At 55.3% G+C, this 16611-nt stretch carries 21 protein-coding genes; 6 read left to right on the top strand and 15 right to left on the bottom strand.

Features of this window, described 5'->3' with window-relative positions:
• The first annotated feature begins 109 nt into the window (after positions 1–109).
• A complete protein-coding gene (locus tag LZU96_RS12700) occupies positions 110–319 on the top strand; it encodes a YceK/YidQ family lipoprotein (protein WP_233984655.1) in 210 nt (69 codons plus the stop codon).
• Here LZU96_RS12700 and LZU96_RS12695 read toward each other — a convergent pair.
• The 3 genes from LZU96_RS12695 to LZU96_RS12685 all read right to left on the bottom strand — a co-directional run bounded on the left by LZU96_RS12695 (position 310) and on the right by LZU96_RS12685 (position 2561).
• A complete protein-coding gene (locus LZU96_RS12695; RefSeq protein ID WP_094121342.1) occupies positions 310–711 on the bottom strand; it encodes a MysB family protein in 402 nt (133 codons plus the stop codon). The two genes, LZU96_RS12700 and LZU96_RS12695, sit on opposite strands and share 10 nt — an antisense overlap.
• Before the next feature lie 116 nt (positions 712–827).
• A complete protein-coding gene (locus LZU96_RS12690; protein WP_233984654.1) occupies positions 828–1094 on the bottom strand; it encodes a hypothetical protein in 267 nt (88 codons plus the stop codon).
• 543 nt (positions 1095–1637) lie between these two features.
• Complete coding sequence (locus LZU96_RS12685; protein WP_233984653.1) at positions 1638–2561, bottom strand: Kdo(2)-lipid IV(A) acyltransferase; 924 nt, start codon at positions 2559–2561, stop codon at positions 1638–1640.
• A gap of 253 nt (positions 2562–2814) precedes the next feature.
• On the opposite strand from LZU96_RS12685, the gene LZU96_RS12680 reads away from it, so the two are divergent.
• On the top strand, positions 2815–3864 hold the full coding sequence (locus tag LZU96_RS12680) for a rhodanese-related sulfurtransferase (RefSeq protein WP_233984652.1): 1050 nt from the start codon (positions 2815–2817) through the stop codon (positions 3862–3864).
• A 40-nt stretch (positions 3865–3904) separates the two neighbouring features.
• Here LZU96_RS12680 and LZU96_RS12675 read toward each other — a convergent pair whose 3' ends face one another.
• The 9 genes from LZU96_RS12675 to grxB form a co-directional block, all read right to left on the bottom strand.
• Positions 3905–4477 (bottom strand): YceI family protein, encoded by a 573-nt coding sequence (locus LZU96_RS12675; protein WP_233988198.1) that lies wholly within the window; start codon positions 4475–4477, stop codon positions 3905–3907.
• A gap of 4 nt (positions 4478–4481) precedes the next feature.
• Positions 4482–5054, bottom strand: a complete 573-nt coding sequence (locus LZU96_RS12670) for a cytochrome b (protein ID WP_233984651.1) — start codon at positions 5052–5054, stop codon at positions 4482–4484.
• Positions 5055–5348: 294 nt separating this feature from the next.
• Positions 5349–6461 carry an N-methyl-L-tryptophan oxidase gene (gene solA, locus LZU96_RS12665; protein ID WP_233984650.1) on the bottom strand — a complete coding sequence of 371 codons (1113 nt, stop codon included), beginning with the start codon at positions 6459–6461 and terminating at the stop codon, positions 5349–5351.
• Between the two features lie 97 nt (positions 6462–6558).
• Positions 6559–6813 carry a biofilm formation regulator BssS gene (bssS, locus tag LZU96_RS12660; RefSeq protein WP_010246399.1) on the bottom strand — a complete coding sequence of 85 codons (255 nt, stop codon included), beginning with the start codon at positions 6811–6813 and terminating at the stop codon, positions 6559–6561.
• A gap of 246 nt (positions 6814–7059) precedes the next feature.
• Positions 7060–7332 carry a hypothetical protein gene (locus tag LZU96_RS12655; RefSeq protein WP_031376546.1) on the bottom strand — a complete coding sequence of 91 codons (273 nt, stop codon included), beginning with the start codon at positions 7330–7332 and terminating at the stop codon, positions 7060–7062.
• 146 nt (positions 7333–7478) lie between these two features.
• Positions 7479–7724 (bottom strand): DNA damage-inducible protein I, encoded by a 246-nt coding sequence (dinI, locus tag LZU96_RS12650; RefSeq protein ID WP_003849907.1) that lies wholly within the window; start codon positions 7722–7724, stop codon positions 7479–7481.
• Between the two features lie 62 nt (positions 7725–7786).
• Positions 7787–8830 (bottom strand): dihydroorotase, encoded by a 1044-nt coding sequence (pyrC, locus tag LZU96_RS12645; RefSeq protein ID WP_233984649.1) that lies wholly within the window; start codon positions 8828–8830, stop codon positions 7787–7789.
• Between the two features lie 131 nt (positions 8831–8961).
• Positions 8962–9525, bottom strand: a complete 564-nt coding sequence (locus LZU96_RS12640; protein WP_233984648.1) for a lipoprotein — start codon at positions 9523–9525, stop codon at positions 8962–8964.
• Positions 9526–9639: 114 nt separating this feature from the next.
• The gene (grxB, locus tag LZU96_RS12635; protein ID WP_233984647.1) at positions 9640–10287 is read right to left on the bottom strand and encodes a glutaredoxin 2; all 648 of its coding nucleotides are present in this window, start codon (positions 10285–10287) and stop codon (positions 9640–9642) included.
• Positions 10288–10581: 294 nt separating this feature from the next.
• Between grxB and rimJ the strand changes: the two genes are divergently transcribed.
• From rimJ to murJ, 4 genes are all read left to right on the top strand, one after another.
• Positions 10582–11172 carry a ribosomal protein S5-alanine N-acetyltransferase gene (gene rimJ, locus LZU96_RS12630; protein WP_233984646.1) on the top strand — a complete coding sequence of 197 codons (591 nt, stop codon included), beginning with the start codon at positions 10582–10584 and terminating at the stop codon, positions 11170–11172.
• A gap of 16 nt (positions 11173–11188) precedes the next feature.
• Positions 11189–11824: a YceH family protein gene (locus LZU96_RS12625; RefSeq protein WP_233984645.1), complete on the top strand. Its 636-nt coding sequence runs from the start codon at positions 11189–11191 to the stop codon at positions 11822–11824.
• A gap of 1 nt (position 11825) precedes the next feature.
• Positions 11826–12746 carry a Gfo/Idh/MocA family protein gene (locus LZU96_RS12620; RefSeq protein ID WP_233984644.1) on the top strand — a complete coding sequence of 307 codons (921 nt, stop codon included), beginning with the start codon at positions 11826–11828 and terminating at the stop codon, positions 12744–12746.
• A gap of 122 nt (positions 12747–12868) precedes the next feature.
• The gene (gene murJ, locus LZU96_RS12615; RefSeq protein WP_233984643.1) at positions 12869–14407 is read left to right on the top strand and encodes a murein biosynthesis integral membrane protein MurJ; all 1539 of its coding nucleotides are present in this window, start codon (positions 12869–12871) and stop codon (positions 14405–14407) included.
• Positions 14408–15037: 630 nt separating this feature from the next.
• On the opposite strand, the gene flgN is transcribed toward murJ, so the two are convergent.
• The 3 genes from flgN to flgA form a co-directional block, all read right to left on the bottom strand.
• Positions 15038–15469: a flagellar export chaperone FlgN gene (flgN, locus tag LZU96_RS12610; RefSeq protein WP_233984642.1), complete on the bottom strand. Its 432-nt coding sequence runs from the start codon at positions 15467–15469 to the stop codon at positions 15038–15040.
• 5 nt (positions 15470–15474) lie between these two features.
• Positions 15475–15780, bottom strand: a complete 306-nt coding sequence (gene flgM / locus LZU96_RS12605) for a flagellar biosynthesis anti-sigma factor FlgM (protein WP_094120372.1) — start codon at positions 15778–15780, stop codon at positions 15475–15477.
• 103 nt (positions 15781–15883) lie between these two features.
• The gene (gene flgA, locus LZU96_RS12600) at positions 15884–16543 is read right to left on the bottom strand and encodes a flagellar basal body P-ring formation chaperone FlgA (RefSeq protein ID WP_094120373.1); all 660 of its coding nucleotides are present in this window, start codon (positions 16541–16543) and stop codon (positions 15884–15886) included.
• Positions 16544–16611: the final 68 nt, after the last annotated feature.

Here is a 16611-nt window from a genome sequence, read left to right as displayed (position 1 = left end):
TCTTCAGGCAGCGATGAATCTGACGATAATGGCGCGAGCGCAGGACAACAATAATGGCTGTTAAGAGTGGGGAGCTGTGGTGAAACGGGGTTTAAAAACGAGTCTGTTAATGGTGGCCGTGCTCTGTCTGAGCGGATGCGGCAGTATTATCAGCCGTACCGTGCCCGGTCAGGGGCACGGTAACCAGTATTATCCGGGCGTACAGTGGGATGTGCGTGACGGTGCCTGGCGCGTATTAACTATCCTCGACCTGCCGCTGTCGCTGGTGGTTGACACCCTGCTGTTGCCGGTTGACGCCAGCCACGGTCCTTACGAATAGCCCCGATCGGAGTCGCTGTTATCATCTTCCCACTCTTGCGCAGCGGCTTCACCTTCTTCGGTATCCAGCGGTGGCTCCAGCTGGAACTCGCCGTCGTCCCACTCATGCAGCGTGTTTTCCGCTAACCACTCCTGACGCAGTTCAACCTCATCAAAGTCAGCATCGAAAATCGCCTGTGCGGCCTCACCGCTGCGAATCGGCAGGCATTCGCCCGCATCGCCTTCCTCGGCCAGAAACTCAGCCTGCCACATGATATCGCCATCCTGCATCACATATTTCTGCAGACCAAACTGACTGACCGAGGCATCCCCTTCATCAAGTTCAGGGTGGTTAGCGAGAAACTCTTCACGTGCAGCATCAATCGCTTCCTCTAAGGTACTGTACATGCTCATCGCTCTTCTCCTTGACTGGTTGATTTGATTTCAGTGAAGAATAGACGAAATTCGGCGGAGGGAAAGGGCGGGGCAGTGTGATCGGCGGGAAATAAGGCATTTCCCGCCGAAGAGGGTCAGGTCACTTTTTGCGGGAAGTGCAGCACCGGTCTGACAGACTCATGGATCACCGGCGCGGAATAACGGATACAGCATTTGATGCAGGGCTTAACTTTTTTGAAGTTAATACGTGCAATCGATAACGCCTGACTCAAATTATAAAGGGTACCAATAAATATCACGTCCTCTTTATCGGGCATCCGTCGACATCCCTGACGATGAAGCGCGTGATAATTATCCTGATCGGTGCTGATTGTCACATAATAATAGAGGCCTTTATTCATATTATAAGTCCTGCTAAGCGGTTTGCTGTGGGTCATCTTTTTTATGATTTTTAACGGGTGCAGTTAAGTCTCTAACTGTCACAACAGAAATTAACGATAACCTGCCGCTTATTCAAATGCCATAACGGTCTATCAGCAGGTTTAATATTTGTAAAATGGAATATACCAGGCAAATGAGAGGCAATTGCTTGTAAATTAAGTTAATTTTGCTGGATTAATAAGCTGCAGGAAATGATTAAGCCTGGCTAAATAGGAATAGGCCTGGCGTTTAAAAAAATTAGCGCCGCAGTAAAATATGCTCTGCTGCTGTGAAATTAATTTATCAGGGCTGCAACAGGTCGTGAGGTCAGATAACCGGCTCTTTTATGGTTAATTGCGTTAATTCAATTGCGTGATTACGGGGCGTATTTTAACGGCTGTTGATTTATGACTGGCCCGGTCATCGCCCCGCGGATGACGGACGGTGGCGACAGACTGTTTTAGCTGTGACAGAAGAGAGGCGGCGCTGAACGGCATTGCGGCCGCCGTTCAGCGTCAAAAAGGTTAATAACGTGAGGGTTCGCCCTGCGGACGAGTCTTAAAGCGGCGATGCAGCCACATATACTGTTCAGGGGCCAGCAGAACGCCTTCTTCGACCACTTTATTCATCCGTGCGGCGGTGTTTTCTTCGCTTTCCAGCGTAAAACTGTCGCTGATGTCAGGCAAAATCATCAGTTCGTAACCGCGTCCTCCGGGCAGGCGGCGCGGCACAAAGGGGATGACTGCCGGTTTACCCATGCGGATCAACAGATGCGTTCCCACCGTGGTTGCCGCCTTCGCGACGCCAAAAAACGGCACAAATACGCTGCTGCGTGGGCCGTAATCGTGGTCGGGCGCGTACCAGATAATATCGCCACGCTTCAGCGCGCGAATCATCCCTTTGAGATCTTTCCGGTCGAGCATACTTTTATTGGAGCGCATCCGGCCATGTACCTGCAGCCAGTCAATCAGCTTATTATCATTGGGACGGTAGACGCCGATGCCAGGGTTATGAATGCCGAACATCCGCGCGCCAATCTCCAGCGTCAGAAAGTGCATGCCGATCAGCAGTACACCGCGCTGACTGTCATGCGCCTGTTTAATGTGCTCTAAACCCGACGGCTTATGCCATTTGTTGATGCGCCAGTCAGGCCAGAACCAGGCCATCCCGGTTTCAATCAGGCCCATACCCACCGATTCAAAGTTGTGCTTCACCATCGCTTCACGTTCATTGACCGGCATATCCGGAAAACTCAGCTCCAGGTTACGCCGCGCAATATTGACGCGTCGTTTCATAAAACGCATACCAATACGACCAATATTGCAGCCGAGAACATAGAGCAGGGGATAAGGAAGTAGCACCAAAAGATAAAGTAAGAAGACCCCCAGCCAGGTTAACCAATAGCGGGGATGCAGCAGTTCTCGCGAAAATTGAGGCAACTGGGTCATATGAACGTATATTTTCCTGCGTCGCGCACCGTTCGGTGCTGATATCTCGTTGATTTTCACTATTGTGCCAGCTTTTGCCGCCCGCATAAATATTGCTTACGCCAATGACGAGGCTGCGGAAATTATAAGCGCACCGGTGGTGCGGAAAAAATAGCCAGTAAAAACGCTATTTTGCGGCTGCCCTTTGCATCGCGTTGAAATCAGGTATCATGTGCGCGCTAAATTTCTATTATTGATAACAGGAAAGAACACCATGCCAGTGTTACATAACCTCGTTTCCAATAAAGAGCTGAAGGCGCGCATGCTGGCTGAAACCGAGCCGCGCACCACTGTCTCTTTTTATAAGTACTTCCAGATTGCCGATCCCAAAGCCTTCCGTGATCAACTCTACCAGGGCCTGACCGCACTCAAGGTGTTTGGCCGCGTCTATGTTGCCCATGAGGGAATCAACGCGCAGATCAGCGTTCCTGCCAGCCAGTATGACAAGATGAAGGCCTATTTGTACGGCTTTGATCCGGCGCTGAATAACCTGCGGATGAACATTGCGCTGGATGACGACGGTAAATCTTTCTGGGTGCTGCGCCTGAAGGTTCGCGATCGGATTGTGGCGGACGGTATCGCCGACGGCACGTTCGACGCGAGCGATGTGGGCCAATACCTAAAAGCCGCCGAAGTGAATGCCATGCTGGACGATCCGGAGGCGGTCTTCGTCGATATGCGTAACCACTACGAATATGAAGTGGGACGTTTCGATAACGCCCTGGAAGTCCCTGCCGACACCTTCCGTGATCAGCTGCCGATGGCGGTGGATATGCTGCAGGATAAGAAAGATAAAAAGATTGTTATGTACTGCACCGGTGGGATTCGCTGCGAGAAAGCCAGCGCCTGGATGCGCCATAACGGTTTTGAAGATGTCTATCATGTTGAAGGTGGCATCATTGAATATGCCCGCCGCGCCCGTGAACAGGGTTTACCGGTGCGATTTAAAGGCAAGAACTTTGTCTTTGATGAGCGGATGGGCGAGCGTATTTCCGATGATGTGCTGTCGAACTGTCACCAGTGTGGTGAGCCGTGCGATACCCACGTTAACTGCGTCAATGATGGCTGCCATCTGCTGTTTATTCAGTGTAAAAGCTGCGCAGAGAAGTTTGAGAACTGCTGTAGCCCGCTCTGTCAGGAAGAGGCGAAACTGTCGCCAGAAGAGCAGCGCGCCCGTCGTGCCGGACGTGAAAACGGCAATAAGATCTTTAACAAGTCGCGTGGCCTGTTAAACATGACCATTCCGTCGCCGGTTAAAAAATAAGTGATGCCGCCTGAAGCCCGGCTTCAGGCGGCTTAGCTGCTTACTGACGCACGCCTTCTACCGAAATCATCAGCTGAACCTTTTGCGAGGCCGGTCCGAGATCTTTGGTGATATTAAAATCTTTCAGTGCAATTTCACCCTCGGCTTCAAATCCTGCCCGATAGCCGCCCCACGGATCTTTGCCTTCACCCAACAGCTTCGCTTCCAGCGTCACCGGTTTAGTCACGCCGTTAAGCGTCAGATCGCCGGTGATCGCCAGCTCATCACCCTCTTTTTTCACCGCGGTAGATTTGAAGGTCGCCTGAGGATTTTTCCCGACGTTGAGGAAGTCTGCACTGCGCAGATGCTTGTCACGCTCGGCATGGTTGGTATCCACGCTATTGGTGTTGATAGTCACCTCGACCTTATCGGCCGAAGGGTTCTTTTCATCAAAGCTAAAGCGGCCGTCAAAATCTTTAAACGTGCCATAGAGCCAGCTGTAGCCTAAGTGCTGAATGCGAAACTGAATAAAGGCGTGCTGGCCCTCTTTATCAATTTTATAATCAGCGGCGTTAGCGGTCAGTGAGCCCAGCAGCAGGCTGGCGCCCGTCATGGCCAGTAGCGTCTTCTTCAGCATATTACTTTTCCTTTTCAGCGGGTAAAGGGATGCGCAAACCTGACATCCGTTTTAAGGTACTATCGCGATCGATAAAGTGATGTTTTAACGCAGCCAGACCGTGCAGCAGTGACAGAATCACCACCGTCCAGGCCAGCCACAGATGTATATCGCCCGCCAGATCGGCCTGTTCACCTGCGCCACTCAGCAGCGCAGGCAGGGAAAACAGGTTAAATACCGCAATCGGCTTACCCTCGGCGGTGGAAATGAAATAACCGCTGAGCAGAATGCCCAGCAGCAGCGTATAGAGCAGCCAGTGCGCCACCACAGAACTGATGCGCACCACCGGGGAATAACTGCTTAACGGTTGAGGTGGTGGCGAAAGCGTTCGCCAGAGCAGACGAATCACTAATGTCAGTAACAGAATCACCCCTATGCTTTTATGAATTTCCGGCGCATCGTGATACCAGCTATCGTAGTAACCGAGGCCGACCATCCATAATCCCAGCGCAAACATGGCATAAATAACCAGTGCCATTGACCAGTGCAGCAGCACGGCAATCAGACCAAACTGATGAGGTGTATTCCGTAACATAGCCTGTTTATTCAGTAGAAATAATCTGAAACAAGCATCTACATAATGAAATATAAAAGCAATCGACCTTACGCTTCTATAACTTTGCCAGCGGATAATGAAAAACATCCTTTAAAAGCGCGCTGAATGCCCAGTATTACTGAATGACTTATTTTATTTAACCGGGCCGTCAATCAATAAAGGCAAGAATGAACATTCCGGGCGAAATAAACCGGCTGAGAACGTCAGCTATATTCAGTTAATGTCATTTTTTGTCAATCGGGCGTTATCAGATGATACCACCCGAATTGAGAGTCAGAAGCGGGAGAGGCGGAAAGGGGAGAGATCGAATGAGAAGGGCTTTTGCTGGGCAAATTCCGCCGCCAGCTCACCCAGCACGCTGGCAAATTTAAAGCCGTGGCCGCTTAACCCGGTGATCAGCAACCGATCCGGCTCGCCTGGCAAGGTATCGATAATAAAATCTTCGTCCGGGCTGAAATCATAGCTGCAGGCTTCACCATGCAGACAGACGCCAACGCCGGGTAAAAACTGGCGCAGGAAGCCAAACGCTTCGCTGCCATCGGCTGCCACCGTGCCAAAGGGTTTACGATCTTCAGGCTGTTGCATCAACTGGCCGCCGTCATGACGTCCCACTTTCAGCGCATTATTGTCTGCCGGGAACCCATAGAACTGGCTGCCATCGGCCATTTCAACCGTAAAGCCGGGAAACTTATTGTTCTCGCTGTAGCGTCCATCGGCCTGATACCAGGCAAAGACTTTGCGGGTCGGGGCAACCGGCAGGTCCGGCACCAGTTTACCGACCCAGGTGCCGGCACTGATCAGCAACTTTCGGCCACGGTAGATACCATCAAGCGTGGTGACCTGCTGCAGATCGCCATCGCGGCCAATCTGCGAAACCGGACAGTTAAACAGCTGGGCACAGCCCGCCTGTTCCGCCAGCTGAATCCAGCTGCGTACCGCCTGCTCACACTTCAGGTAGCCCGACTGCGGCTCAAAGACGCCGAGGTAGCCGTCAGGGACGTTAATTTGTGGCCAGCGCTTACGCACCTCGTCAGGCTGCATCACCTCAATGTTGAGCTGCCATTGGGTGGCGCTATCGATGACGTTCTGAATAAAGGGTGACTGAATCGGTGCCAGATTCAGCACGCCGCTGCGGTGCATGATGCGTTCGCCAGCGCGCTGCTCCAGTTCATCCCACAGCGTTTGTGCGCGCAACACCAGCGGGACATAACGTTCACCTTCGCCATAAGCGTGGCGGATCAACCGGCTCTCACCGTGATGGGTGCCCTGATTATGCGGCGGATGAGCACTGTCGATCATTAAAACCGACAGGCCCGCCTCGGTGGCATAGTAGCCTGCTGCCGCGCCGACTGAGCCGCTGCCGACGATGATAAGATCATAAATCATGGTAACTACGCTCCTGAAAGAGTCAGATAATCAAAAGCATACCAGAAACAGAAACGAAAAAGGCACCCCTGAGGGTGCCTCTTTGATGCGGCAGACATTAATGCTTCTTAAGCAGTCGTTCTATCTGCTCGGCCGATTCAATCTTAGCGATACCCGCTTCGAGGATCGAGATGAACTGCCTTGCGACATCCGTCGTCAGCCAGTAAGTCGGGCCAACATCCGCTTCTTCTTCTTTTTGATCCTGCGACGATAACGAGTGCAGGCGGATCATCATGGCATCATAACTGTCAACGGTACTGATATCCCAGCCCACCAGCGGATGGGTCTGAATCACATCTTTTCTTCTGTCCATTATAACCTCCTTATTACTCGTTAAACGAAGTGCATGATGAGGTTCAATGCGGCTTTTTTATTCCAATAGCGAAACTATTATAACAGTAAACCGGGCCATTACTGATGAAAAAATGCCTGCACCCAGCTTCGCACAGAATATTTGTGTTTAAAAGATGGCGGATGAAAAAATAAAATGCCTGACGAGCAGGCATTTTAATCCGTGATTCTTTGAAGCCATTAAAGCGGGGAGAGCCTGCCGCCGGCGTTAAAGTGCCGGGGTTTCGGGTGCGATGCCGCCGCCGCGCTTTTGCAGCGCCTCGGCCAGACGGGCAAAGTGCTGCTGCAGTTGCTCATCATGGTTCTGGTTTTGGGCTTCCAGCGACAGATTGTGCACCAGTAACTGACTGGCACGATCGTCAAGACAGAAAATCAGACTGGAAAACGCATTTTCCAGCACCGTCAGACGACGTTGCTGATCGCCAATCAGTGCTAACAGCTCACCAAAAGTCATCGCCTCTTCCGGTTTATCAGTAGTCATGGTGTCGCACCTCCTGTTATGCATGACGAGCGCAAGGATAGGGCATTGATCATTCAGAGTCTAGATGCAGGATTGGGGAAGTGCGAGAGGGGAGAAAAGATAAAAAAACCGGGTGGCGACACCCGGCAAAAACAGCACAGAGGCGGTTAATCGGTAATAAACCAGTCGTCAGCGCTTTCCCACGTTTGCTGCAGGATTTCGCTGATCTGATCGCGAGTCTCTTTGCCACCGCCCAGCACGCTAAGGTTATTGGCGCTGGCATAGCGCACTTTCACGTGATTAGTGCTGTCCGGGAACTGTTCGTCAATACGGCGCGACAGCTCGTCGCTCAGCGCCTCAATGGCACCCGCAGGAAGAGGTCGGGTATTCGATACGGTAATTTCAACGCGCATGGGAGCCTCCAGATAAGATACTGTACATATTTACAGTATTGCCGGTCCGGAGGCAAGTGAAATTATGCGATACGCCAGTTCAGGGTTTCACCGGCAAGGAACGGCACCAGCGAATCACTGCCGAGCGCAATGCTCTCCGGGACCTGCCACGGTTCCCGTACCAGCGTCACGGTGGTGTCGTTAAGCGGCAGGCCGTAAAAACGTGGGCCGTTTTCAGAGCAGAAGGCTTCAAAATGCGACAGCGCATCCAGCTCTTCGAACACCGTGGCGTAGGCGGCTAACGACGTCGGGGCGCTGAAAACACCGGCGCAGCCGCAGCTCGCTTCTTTCAGATGGCGCAGATGTGGCGCGGTATCGGTGCCGAGGAAGAAGCGCGGATGGCCGCTGGCGACCACCTTACGTAGCGCCTCCTGATGCACATTGCGCTTGAGGATCGGCAGGCAATAGAGGTGCGGACGAATCCCGCCCACCAGCATGTGATTACGGTTAAACATCAGATGCTGCGGAGTAATCGTCGCGCCCAGTGTCTCATCCGCGGCGGCGACATACTCGGCCGCCTCTTTCGTGGTGATATGCTCCATCACTACTTTCAGGGCCGGGAACTGCTGGCGCAGCGGCATCATCACCGTCTCAATAAAGCGCGCTTCCCGGTCGAAAATATCAATATGCGCGTGGGTCACTTCACCGTGAACCAGCAGCGGCATCCCCAGCTGTTGCATCCGATCCAGCACGCTGGCGATGGCGGCAATATCGGTGACGCCGTGGCTGGAGTTGGTGGTGGCGTGAGCCGGATAGAGTTTGGCGGCGGTAAACAGGCCGGCGGTAAAGCCCCGCTCCAGCTCATCCGGGTCAAGTGAATCGGTGAGGTAGCAGGTCATCAGCGGCGTGAAGGCGTGATCAGCGGGCAGCGCCGCGAGTATCCGATCGCGATAGGCTTCACCTGCCGCTACGCTGGTTACCGGCGGCACCAGATTGGGCATCACGATGGCACGACCATTGACCGCGCTGGTATAGGGCAGGACCGTTTCAAGCATCGCATCATCACGCAGATGAATATGCCAGTCGTCAGGGCGGCGGATGGTAAGTTGCTGAGGTTGTGCAGTCATCAATGAGGCTCCGGCAGAGTGGAAACGAAAGGCACGTTTAGGCCGGGGTCTAAGCATAAGGATTCAGGCAACCGTTTGCACCTGCTTTTTGCCGTCGGACGAAAATCCGCGCCGGATGGCGCGGCAGATCGTCAGTCAGTAAACGGGATCACCAGTTCACCCGGTTTCACTTCCAGCCCTTTGGCAAATTTTTTCGCCAGCGACTCACCTTTACTGCGATCGGTACTCAGCACGTAAGCGGGTTGCTGATCGAAATAGCTTTTCAGGGATTGATTGAGATAGGGCGTCAGCGTCTTCATGATCGAGGCCATTTTATCAGGCGTCACCTGCGCATCGACAATCTCCATATCGCGCAGATAGATCGCGCCCTGCTGCTGATCAAACACCGGCTGGGCACGCATCTTCAGCTGCATATCGGCCTGTTGCGGGCCGAACAGGGAGGTGACATTGATCTTCGCATTGCCTGCGAGCGTGACTTTGCCTGGCTCTTCCCGGCCAATCTGGCTGGTGAGGTTGCTGAGCACGATGTGCGCGTTAACCAGGCCGGAAACCCCGATGTCCTTCTCGTAGTTGTTATGTTTCTGCAGCGCCTGGTTCACTTCCTGTTCGCTTATGGTGTACTGCGTCAGTTGATTACAGCCGCTAACCAGCAGCACCAGTAACAGAGCGGCAAGGCCGGAAAAACCCTTTTTCATCGATTTTTATCCTGAATGACGGAGCTATTGAACAGGGCATAGCGTGCCTGAATGCGTTACAGGTGTCATCAGGAAAGGGATGAGAAACGCGAGCGGTTTCTCATCCGGCAGCCGTTACTGGGCGATGGAGGAGAGCAGGTTGACCTGAGTTTGTTTGGCCATGTTATCGCGGTATTCCGCCACTCTGGCGGGCCAGTCGATGCCCGCAACCAGCGTCAGGGAGCGCAGCAGCGGGAACAGATTAAAGTCATCTTCAGAGAGTTCGCCGTTCACTGCATTTGGCTGAACAATTAACTTGTCGAGCTGGCGCAGGTCGCCACTGACGTTTTTGATCAAACCGGCCGCATGGCTTTTTAGCTCGGTAAAATCGCCGATGCTGGCCTGCTTTTTATTACGGAAATAGTCGCGTGCTTCCGGCGTGGCAAATTCGGCAAACGGCGCCTCTGCGATGCGCGGCAACAGCAGTTTGTTAACGTAACTGTTCATGTGACGCAGCCAGTCGGCAATGGCAGGATTAAGCGCGCCGGTGATCAGCGGCTCGCCCTCCAGTCGATCGACATAATGCACGATATCCATGCTCTCCGGCATCGCGCTGCCATCCTGCTTCTGCAGAATGGGCGCCATCTTCTGGCCGATCAGTCGTTTTGGCGTCTCTTCGTCATCATTCAGCATCACCACCAGCTCAACCGGCAGATTTTTCAGGCCGAAAATCATCCGCGCCTTCACGCAGAAAGGGCAGTGTTCGTAGATATACAGCTTCATCCTGATCTCCTCTGTTTGGCAGAATGCATCAATTCATTCTGTTTTCGGGCTCGCCAAAAAGTATGGAAGAGATTAAGCAGCAGGGCAAACCGGCTGGCAGCAGGTGGCCTGCTCGCCGCTACCACGGGGATCATGGGCGTGGCTCAGCCCGCTGAGGAAGGGTGATAACCGCGCAAAATCAAGGCCTTTGCAGCGCAATCGCGGGTAACATTTTACCGCAGCCCAGGCGGCGGTTATAGTGAATACAGGGTAATGACGGCTCATCTTTATCAGCCATTGATTTCAGGAGTCAGGATGTTTGGCTATCGTTCTGCCGCGCCCAGGGTGCGATTAACCACCGACCGGCTGGTGGTCCGTCTGGTTCACGAGCGTGATGCCTGGCGGCTGGCAGATTACTACGCGGAAAACCGCCTGTTTTTAAAACCGTGGGAACCGGTGCGCGATGAAAGCCACTGCTATCCCTCTGGCTGGCAGGCGCGGCTGGGGCTGATTACCGATATGCATAAGCAGGGATCGGCATTCTACTTCATTCTGATGGACAGCGAAGAAACCGAAGTGCGCGGCGTGGCGAACTTCAGCAACGTGCTGCGTGGGTCGTTTCACGCCTGTTACCTGGGCTACTCACTGGGTGAGAAATGGCAGGGCCAGGGCATGATGTTCGAAGCGCTGCAGTCCGCTATTCGCTATATGCAGCGTCAGCAGCATATTCACCGCATCATGGCCAACTACATGCCACACAACCAGCGCAGCGGCGATCTGCTGGCGCGGCTAGGATTCGAAAAAGAGGGTTACGCCAAAGATTATCTGTTGATCGACGGCCGCTGGCAGGATCACGTCCTGACAGCATTAACCTGGCGGGAATGGACGTCGGATCGGCGTGGATAATCATAAGGAATCGGGAATGAAATTGACGTTGTCGGCGCAGGCGTTGCGTGTGCTGGGCTGCCTGCTGGAGAAGCAGGTCACCACGCCGGAACAGTATCCGCTCTCTCTCAATGGCGTGGTCAGCGCCTGTAATCAGAAATCGAACCGTGAACCGGTGATGAATCTCAGCGAGACGGAGGTGCAGGATCAGCTCGATCAGCTGGAAAAACGGCATCTGGTGACCGTCAGCAGTGGATCGGGCCAGCGGGTGATGAAGTATGAACAGCGCTTCTGCAACTCTGCCTTTGGCGCGCTGAAGCTCAGCAGCGCAGAAGTGGCCGTGCTGACTCTGCTGCTGCTGCGCGGCGCACAGACGCCGGGTGAATTGCGCACCCGTAGCGGACGTCTGCATGAGTTCAGCGATGTCAGCGAAGTGGAGCAGACGCTCGACGCCTTGTTGCAGCGTGAGGATAGCGCCAGGGTGATGCGTCTGGCTCGCGAGCCGGGCAAGCGCGAACACCGTTTTATTCATCTGCTTAACGATGACGCTGAGGTGCCAGAACCGATATCGGGCGCGGATCAGGACGACCTTTCGACCCGCGTCGCGGCGCTGGAACATCAGGTAGCGCAACTGCAGGCGCAACTTACTCAACTGCTGCAACCGGAGAGCTAAAATGACGTTACGCATTGGCGTGGTGGGACTGGGCGGGATCGCGCAGAAAGCCTGGTTGCCCGTGTTATCAACCGCGTCCAGCTGGTCGCTGGTCGGGGCGTTTTCGCCAAATCAGGCCAAAGCCCAGCCGATTTGCGACAGTTTCCGGATGCGCTGTTTCAGCTCGCTCGACGATTTAGCGGCGGCCTGCGACGCGGTGTTTGTTCACAGCAGCACCGCGAGCCACTATCAGGTGGTCAGAGCGCTGTTGCTGGCGGGGAAAGATGTCTGCGTCGATAAGCCGCTGGCGGAAACGCTCGATCAGGCGGAAGCGCTGGTTGAGCTTGCTGAAAAGCAGCAGCGCAAACTGATGGTGGGCTTTAATCGCCGCTTTGCCCCGCGCTATCTGCAACTCCGGGCGGAGATGAATAGGGTCGCCTCACTGCGCATCGAAAAGCACCGTAGCGACAGCGTCGGGCCGCACGATCTGCGTTTCACCCTGCTTGATGACTATCTGCACGTGGTGGATACCGCGCTGTGGCTTGGCGGTCAGCCGTTTAGTGAGGTTCAGGGGCGGATTACCACCACTCCTCAGGGAGAGATGCTTTACGCCGAGCACCATTTCAACCTGGGCGGCGTGCCAGTCACCACCAGTATGCACCGGCGCGCAGGCAGTCAGCGCGAGCGGGTCAGTGCGGTGTGCGACAGTAAATGTATCGATATCAGCGAAATGCGTGACTGGCAGGAAGAAACGGCAGCCGGCCTGCTGATTGCGCCACCGCCAGCCTGGCAGAGCCATCTGGTGCAGCGCGGGTTCAGCGGCGCGGCGCACCATTTTATCCAGTGCGTACAAAATCAGACGATGCCTGAAACCAGCGGCGAACAGGCCCTAATGGCGCAGCGGGTGGTGGAAAAACTGTGGCGTGACGCAACGCCGTCATAATGCCTTGTAACACTCCGTGCTGGTCATTTCCCGCCGTGGCAGTAGACTATCGCCGGGCATCATCAGGATGCCCGCGCTAAGTCTCTCATTTTGCCGATTCTTTTCAGGATGCGCCGTCAATTATGAATTTGTTGAAATCGCTGGCAGCGGTCAGTTCCATGACCCTGTTTTCCCGCGTCTTGGGCTTTGCCCGTGATGCCATTGTGGCGCGGGTGTTTGGCGCCGGAATGGCGACCGATGCGTTCTTTGTCGCTTTTAAACTCCCTAATCTGCTGCGGCGAATTTTTGCTGAAGGGGCCTTCTCACAGGCGTTTGTGCCGATCCTGGCGGAATATAAAAGCAAGCAGGGCGAAGAGGCAACGCGCCTGTTCCTCGCTTACGTCTCTGGCCTGCTGACGCTGGCACTGGCGCTGGTCACCGTGGCGGGGATGATCGCCGCGCCGTGGGTGATTATGATCACTGCGCCGGGTTTTGCCGACAGCGCAGACAAGTTTGCCCTGACCAGTTCGCTGCTGCGCGTCACCTTTCCCTATATCATGCTGATTTCACTCGCCTCGCTGGCGGGCGCGGTGCTGAATACCTGGAACCGTTTTTCGGTCCCGGCCTTTGCGCCGACGCTGCTTAACGTCAGCATGATTGGTTTCGCGCTGTTTGCCGCGCCGCATTTCCATCCTCCGGTGATGGCGCTGGCATGGGCGGTAGTGGCAGGCGGCGTGCTGCAGCTTGGCTACCAGCTGCCGCACCTGAAGAAGCTCGGGATGCTGGTGCTGCCACGGCTGAACCTGCGCGATGCAGGCGTCTGGCGGGTGATGCGTCAGATGGGGCCGGCGATTCTTGGCGTCTCGGTCAGCCAGATTTCCCTGATCATCAATACCATTTTCGCCTCTTTTCTGGTTTCGGGATCGGTCTCGTGGATGTATTACGCTGATCGGCTGATGGAGTTCCCGTCCGGCGTACTCGGCGTGGCGCTGGGAACGATCCTGCTGCCGTCGCTGGCGAAAAGTTTTGCCAGCGGCAATCACGATGAATATTCGCGGCTGATGGACTGGGGTTTGCGTCTTTGCTTTTTGCTGGCGCTGCCCAGTGCCGTGGCGCTGGGGATGCTCTCCGGACCGCTGACCATTGCGCTGTTTCAGTACGGCAAGTTCACCGCCTTTGATGCGGCGATGACCCAGCGCGCGCTGATTGCTTACTCAGTCGGACTGATGGGGCTGATTGTGGTAAAAGTGCTGGCACCGGGTTTCTATTCGCGGCAGGACATCAAAACCCCGGTGAAGATTGCGATAGTGACCCTGATTATGACGCAACTGATGAACCTGGCATTTATCGGTCCGCTGAAGCACGCGGGCTTGTCACTGTCGATTGGCCTGGCTGCCTGTCTCAACGCGGCGCTGCTCTACTGGCAACTGCGTAAAAAGCAGATCTTTATGCCGCAGCCCGGCTGGGCCAGTTTTCTGATCCGTCTGGTGATCGCGGTACTGGCGATGGCGGCGGCGCTGTTTGCGATGCTGCAATGGATGCCAGCGTGGGAACAGGGCGTGATGCTGTGGCGGCTGCTGCGTCTGGCGGCGGTCTGTGCGGTCGGCGGTGGGGCGTACTTCCTGACGCTCGGGCTGCTGGGCTTCCGCTTGCGCGACTATGCGCGACGCACTGCGGTGTAACAGCAACGTCCGGATATACAGTCCGGATGCGAAAAATCCCGCACTTGCGTAATGCTGATCAGTTAAGCGACGGGTGAGAACGCAGTCTGGTGCCGCTCAGGGGCTGGCGGTCCTCGCGCCGCTGCGCGGTACCTTCACGTCATTCCTCTGCCTGACGGACCGCCGGGGATGGCACATCCTGTGCCGCCCCGCCTTTCGCCCGCGTCCTGCGGGCTCTCCTGGCTAATGTTCAGCGCTGCGGATTGCCTGCCCCTGATCGGCCCCAGCCTGCTCTGAAACTTCAGTGCGTGCTGTTAAAAAGGGCACGATAGTGGAGGCCTGGGCGCCTCTGCTGCTGAAAGGGCTATCCGCAGCGCTGAGGCGTGACGTTGGGCCAGAACGCCACGCCGGGAAGCGTGGAGAGTTCGGGGCCGGCCAGGGAGGGCCGATCCCCGAACGGTTCGTCGGCACGACGTCAAAGCCGAAGGTACCGCGCAGCGGCGCGAGGACGGCCCGGCAGCAGCAGCGGTGCGCAGGCCCGCACTCCTGCCCAAAAAAAAAGCTGCCACGTTTGATCGTGACAGCCTTTGCAAAGGTAACCTTAACTGACGAGCATCAGGCACCTGGCAGGATTTTTTGCTCAGTCAGCCGTCAGGCTTTGCGGCTGAGCGTCGCCTGACCTTTACCCATCCCATCCGGGCCATAGAAAGCCTGAGTCTGGTGCGGTTTCAGCACCTGCAGGGCATCCTGGGTAAAACGAATCTGATGTTGCAGCAACATGCCATTATGCACGTTGGCATCCTGCAGGCGACGGGTATGCTGCTCAATGCGCTGCCAGCGGCTCGCCATCTCGTTCTGACCACGATAAGGTGCCTGGGTTGCCAGACTTTGCTCGGCAGTCCGGCGCATCTCATCCAGATAGTTCAGCGTACTGAGCAGCGCGCCTTTATCTTCGGTAATGCGCTGCAACAGGTTGCTGTTAATGTTTCCGGCCGACAGCTGCTGCTGTTCTTCGTCCAGCAGGGTCGACAGCGATGCCAGCACATCCTGCATCTTATCTAATGTGGTCAGCAAGTTACTCATGGGGACTAGTTACCCTCTAAATACGCCTTAGTGTCGGCAATCAGCGCGTCGGCGATCTTGCCGGTATCCATTTTCAGTTCGCCATTACGAATGGCGGTTTTCAGTTGTTCAACCCGCTGGACGTTAATGTCCTGGCTGCCCGGCTGCATCAGCTGTGACTGAGCGCTGCTCAGGCTGACCTGCGCGGCGGCGGGTGTGGTGCTGGCCGCCGGCGTGGTACTTTGACGCACTTTAGGCGTGGCGGGCTCGCTGGTATCGCGGCTCTGTACGGTGCTGGCGGGTTTCAGCGGTTGCGTTCTGTCGATGCTCATATTCAAGCTCCTGTACGGTCAGGGGAGTCTGCCACCTGAATCAGAATAGCGTAATTGCTTAGTTGATTCTTCTATCGGCAGAACAACTGGCTTCTTTAACGCTTTATAGTGTTATAAGAATATTCCCATCATCCCGCACCCGACCGCTAACGATCTGCCCGTTTCCCATCCGTACCCGTACCCATTGTGACTGGGTGGCATTGTTCAGCGCCTTACCCTCACCGCTGGCGTCAAATCCGTCGCCACTGGCAATCACCATCACATTCTGACCCGCCTTGACCCGCCACGGCTGACGCAGCATCGACGGGTTAATCGGCTGGCCTGGCTGGATATCGCGCAGTACCACCGCATCCGCTACCGCCTCATCGTTGAGCAGCGAACGCGCTGGCAGAACGTCCAGCCGGCCGGTCTGCAGGCTGAAATCAGCCGTGCTGACGCTGCTGCCCCGCGTTAACAGCCGGTTAGCCACCAGGTAAGACCCGGTGACCTGCACCTGGACCTGAATGTAGCGGCGGTTCTCACCGCAGTTTGCCGCCACGCTCATATTGCCCCACAGGCGGCTATTGCCTGGCAGCGTAAATGCTGGCGTGTCGCAGTCGGGCCACTGGGCCTGCGGCGTGCGGACCACCACCTTCATGCCTGCGGCATGCTGCGCATCACGGGCTTTAAAAAATTGTTCCAGTTGCGCACTGAAATCCCCGGCCGTCACCGGCAGGGCGATCAGGACCAGCAGGCTGGCCAGCAGGGTTTGATATCCACGCATGTGCTTTTCCTCACTGATGATGGCAACGAGTCTACGCGCAGCAAAAATTATTCAAGAGTCAAAATAGC

The organism is Pantoea agglomerans, from assembly GCF_021397715.1.
In the GTDB taxonomy this organism is placed as follows: Bacteria; Pseudomonadota; Gammaproteobacteria; order Enterobacterales; family Enterobacteriaceae; genus Pantoea; species Pantoea astica.
This window is presented reverse-complemented; position numbering and strand designations above follow the sequence as displayed.

Coding starts and splice junctions, on each gene's coding strand:
- LZU96_RS12625 (WP_233984645.1), top strand. CDS start 11,189: ATGAAATTGACGTTGTCGGCGCAGGCGTTGCGTGTGCTGGGCTGCCTG.
- bssS (WP_010246399.1), bottom strand. CDS start 6,813: ATGGACAGAAGAAAAGATGTGATTCAGACCCATCCGCTGGTGGGCTGG.
- LZU96_RS12670 (WP_233984651.1), bottom strand. CDS start 5,054: ATGTTACGGAATACACCTCATCAGTTTGGTCTGATTGCCGTGCTGCTG.
- LZU96_RS12640 (WP_233984648.1), bottom strand. CDS start 9,525: ATGAAAAAGGGTTTTTCCGGCCTTGCCGCTCTGTTACTGGTGCTGCTG.
- pyrC (WP_233984649.1), bottom strand. CDS start 8,830: ATGACTGCACAACCTCAGCAACTTACCATCCGCCGCCCTGACGACTGG.
- LZU96_RS12695 (WP_094121342.1), bottom strand. CDS start 711: ATGAGCATGTACAGTACCTTAGAGGAAGCGATTGATGCTGCACGTGAA.
- flgN (WP_233984642.1), bottom strand. CDS start 15,469: ATGAGTAACTTGCTGACCACATTAGATAAGATGCAGGATGTGCTGGCA.
- LZU96_RS12690 (WP_233984654.1), bottom strand. CDS start 1,094: ATGAATAAAGGCCTCTATTATTATGTGACAATCAGCACCGATCAGGAT.
- rimJ (WP_233984646.1), top strand. CDS start 10,582: ATGTTTGGCTATCGTTCTGCCGCGCCCAGGGTGCGATTAACCACCGAC.
- dinI (WP_003849907.1), bottom strand. CDS start 7,724: ATGCGCGTTGAAATTACCGTATCGAATACCCGACCTCTTCCTGCGGGT.
- murJ (WP_233984643.1), top strand. CDS start 12,869: ATGAATTTGTTGAAATCGCTGGCAGCGGTCAGTTCCATGACCCTGTTT.
- grxB (WP_233984647.1), bottom strand. CDS start 10,287: ATGAAGCTGTATATCTACGAACACTGCCCTTTCTGCGTGAAGGCGCGG.
- flgM (WP_094120372.1), bottom strand. CDS start 15,780: ATGAGCATCGACAGAACGCAACCGCTGAAACCCGCCAGCACCGTACAG.
- LZU96_RS12700 (WP_233984655.1), top strand. CDS start 110: ATGGTGGCCGTGCTCTGTCTGAGCGGATGCGGCAGTATTATCAGCCGT.
- LZU96_RS12680 (WP_233984652.1), top strand. CDS start 2,815: ATGCCAGTGTTACATAACCTCGTTTCCAATAAAGAGCTGAAGGCGCGC.
- LZU96_RS12620 (WP_233984644.1), top strand. CDS start 11,826: ATGACGTTACGCATTGGCGTGGTGGGACTGGGCGGGATCGCGCAGAAA.
- LZU96_RS12655 (WP_031376546.1), bottom strand. CDS start 7,332: ATGACTACTGATAAACCGGAAGAGGCGATGACTTTTGGTGAGCTGTTA.
- LZU96_RS12685 (WP_233984653.1), bottom strand. CDS start 2,561: ATGACCCAGTTGCCTCAATTTTCGCGAGAACTGCTGCATCCCCGCTAT.
- flgA (WP_094120373.1), bottom strand. CDS start 16,543: ATGCGTGGATATCAAACCCTGCTGGCCAGCCTGCTGGTCCTGATCGCC.
- solA (WP_233984650.1), bottom strand. CDS start 6,461: ATGATTTATGATCTTATCATCGTCGGCAGCGGCTCAGTCGGCGCGGCA.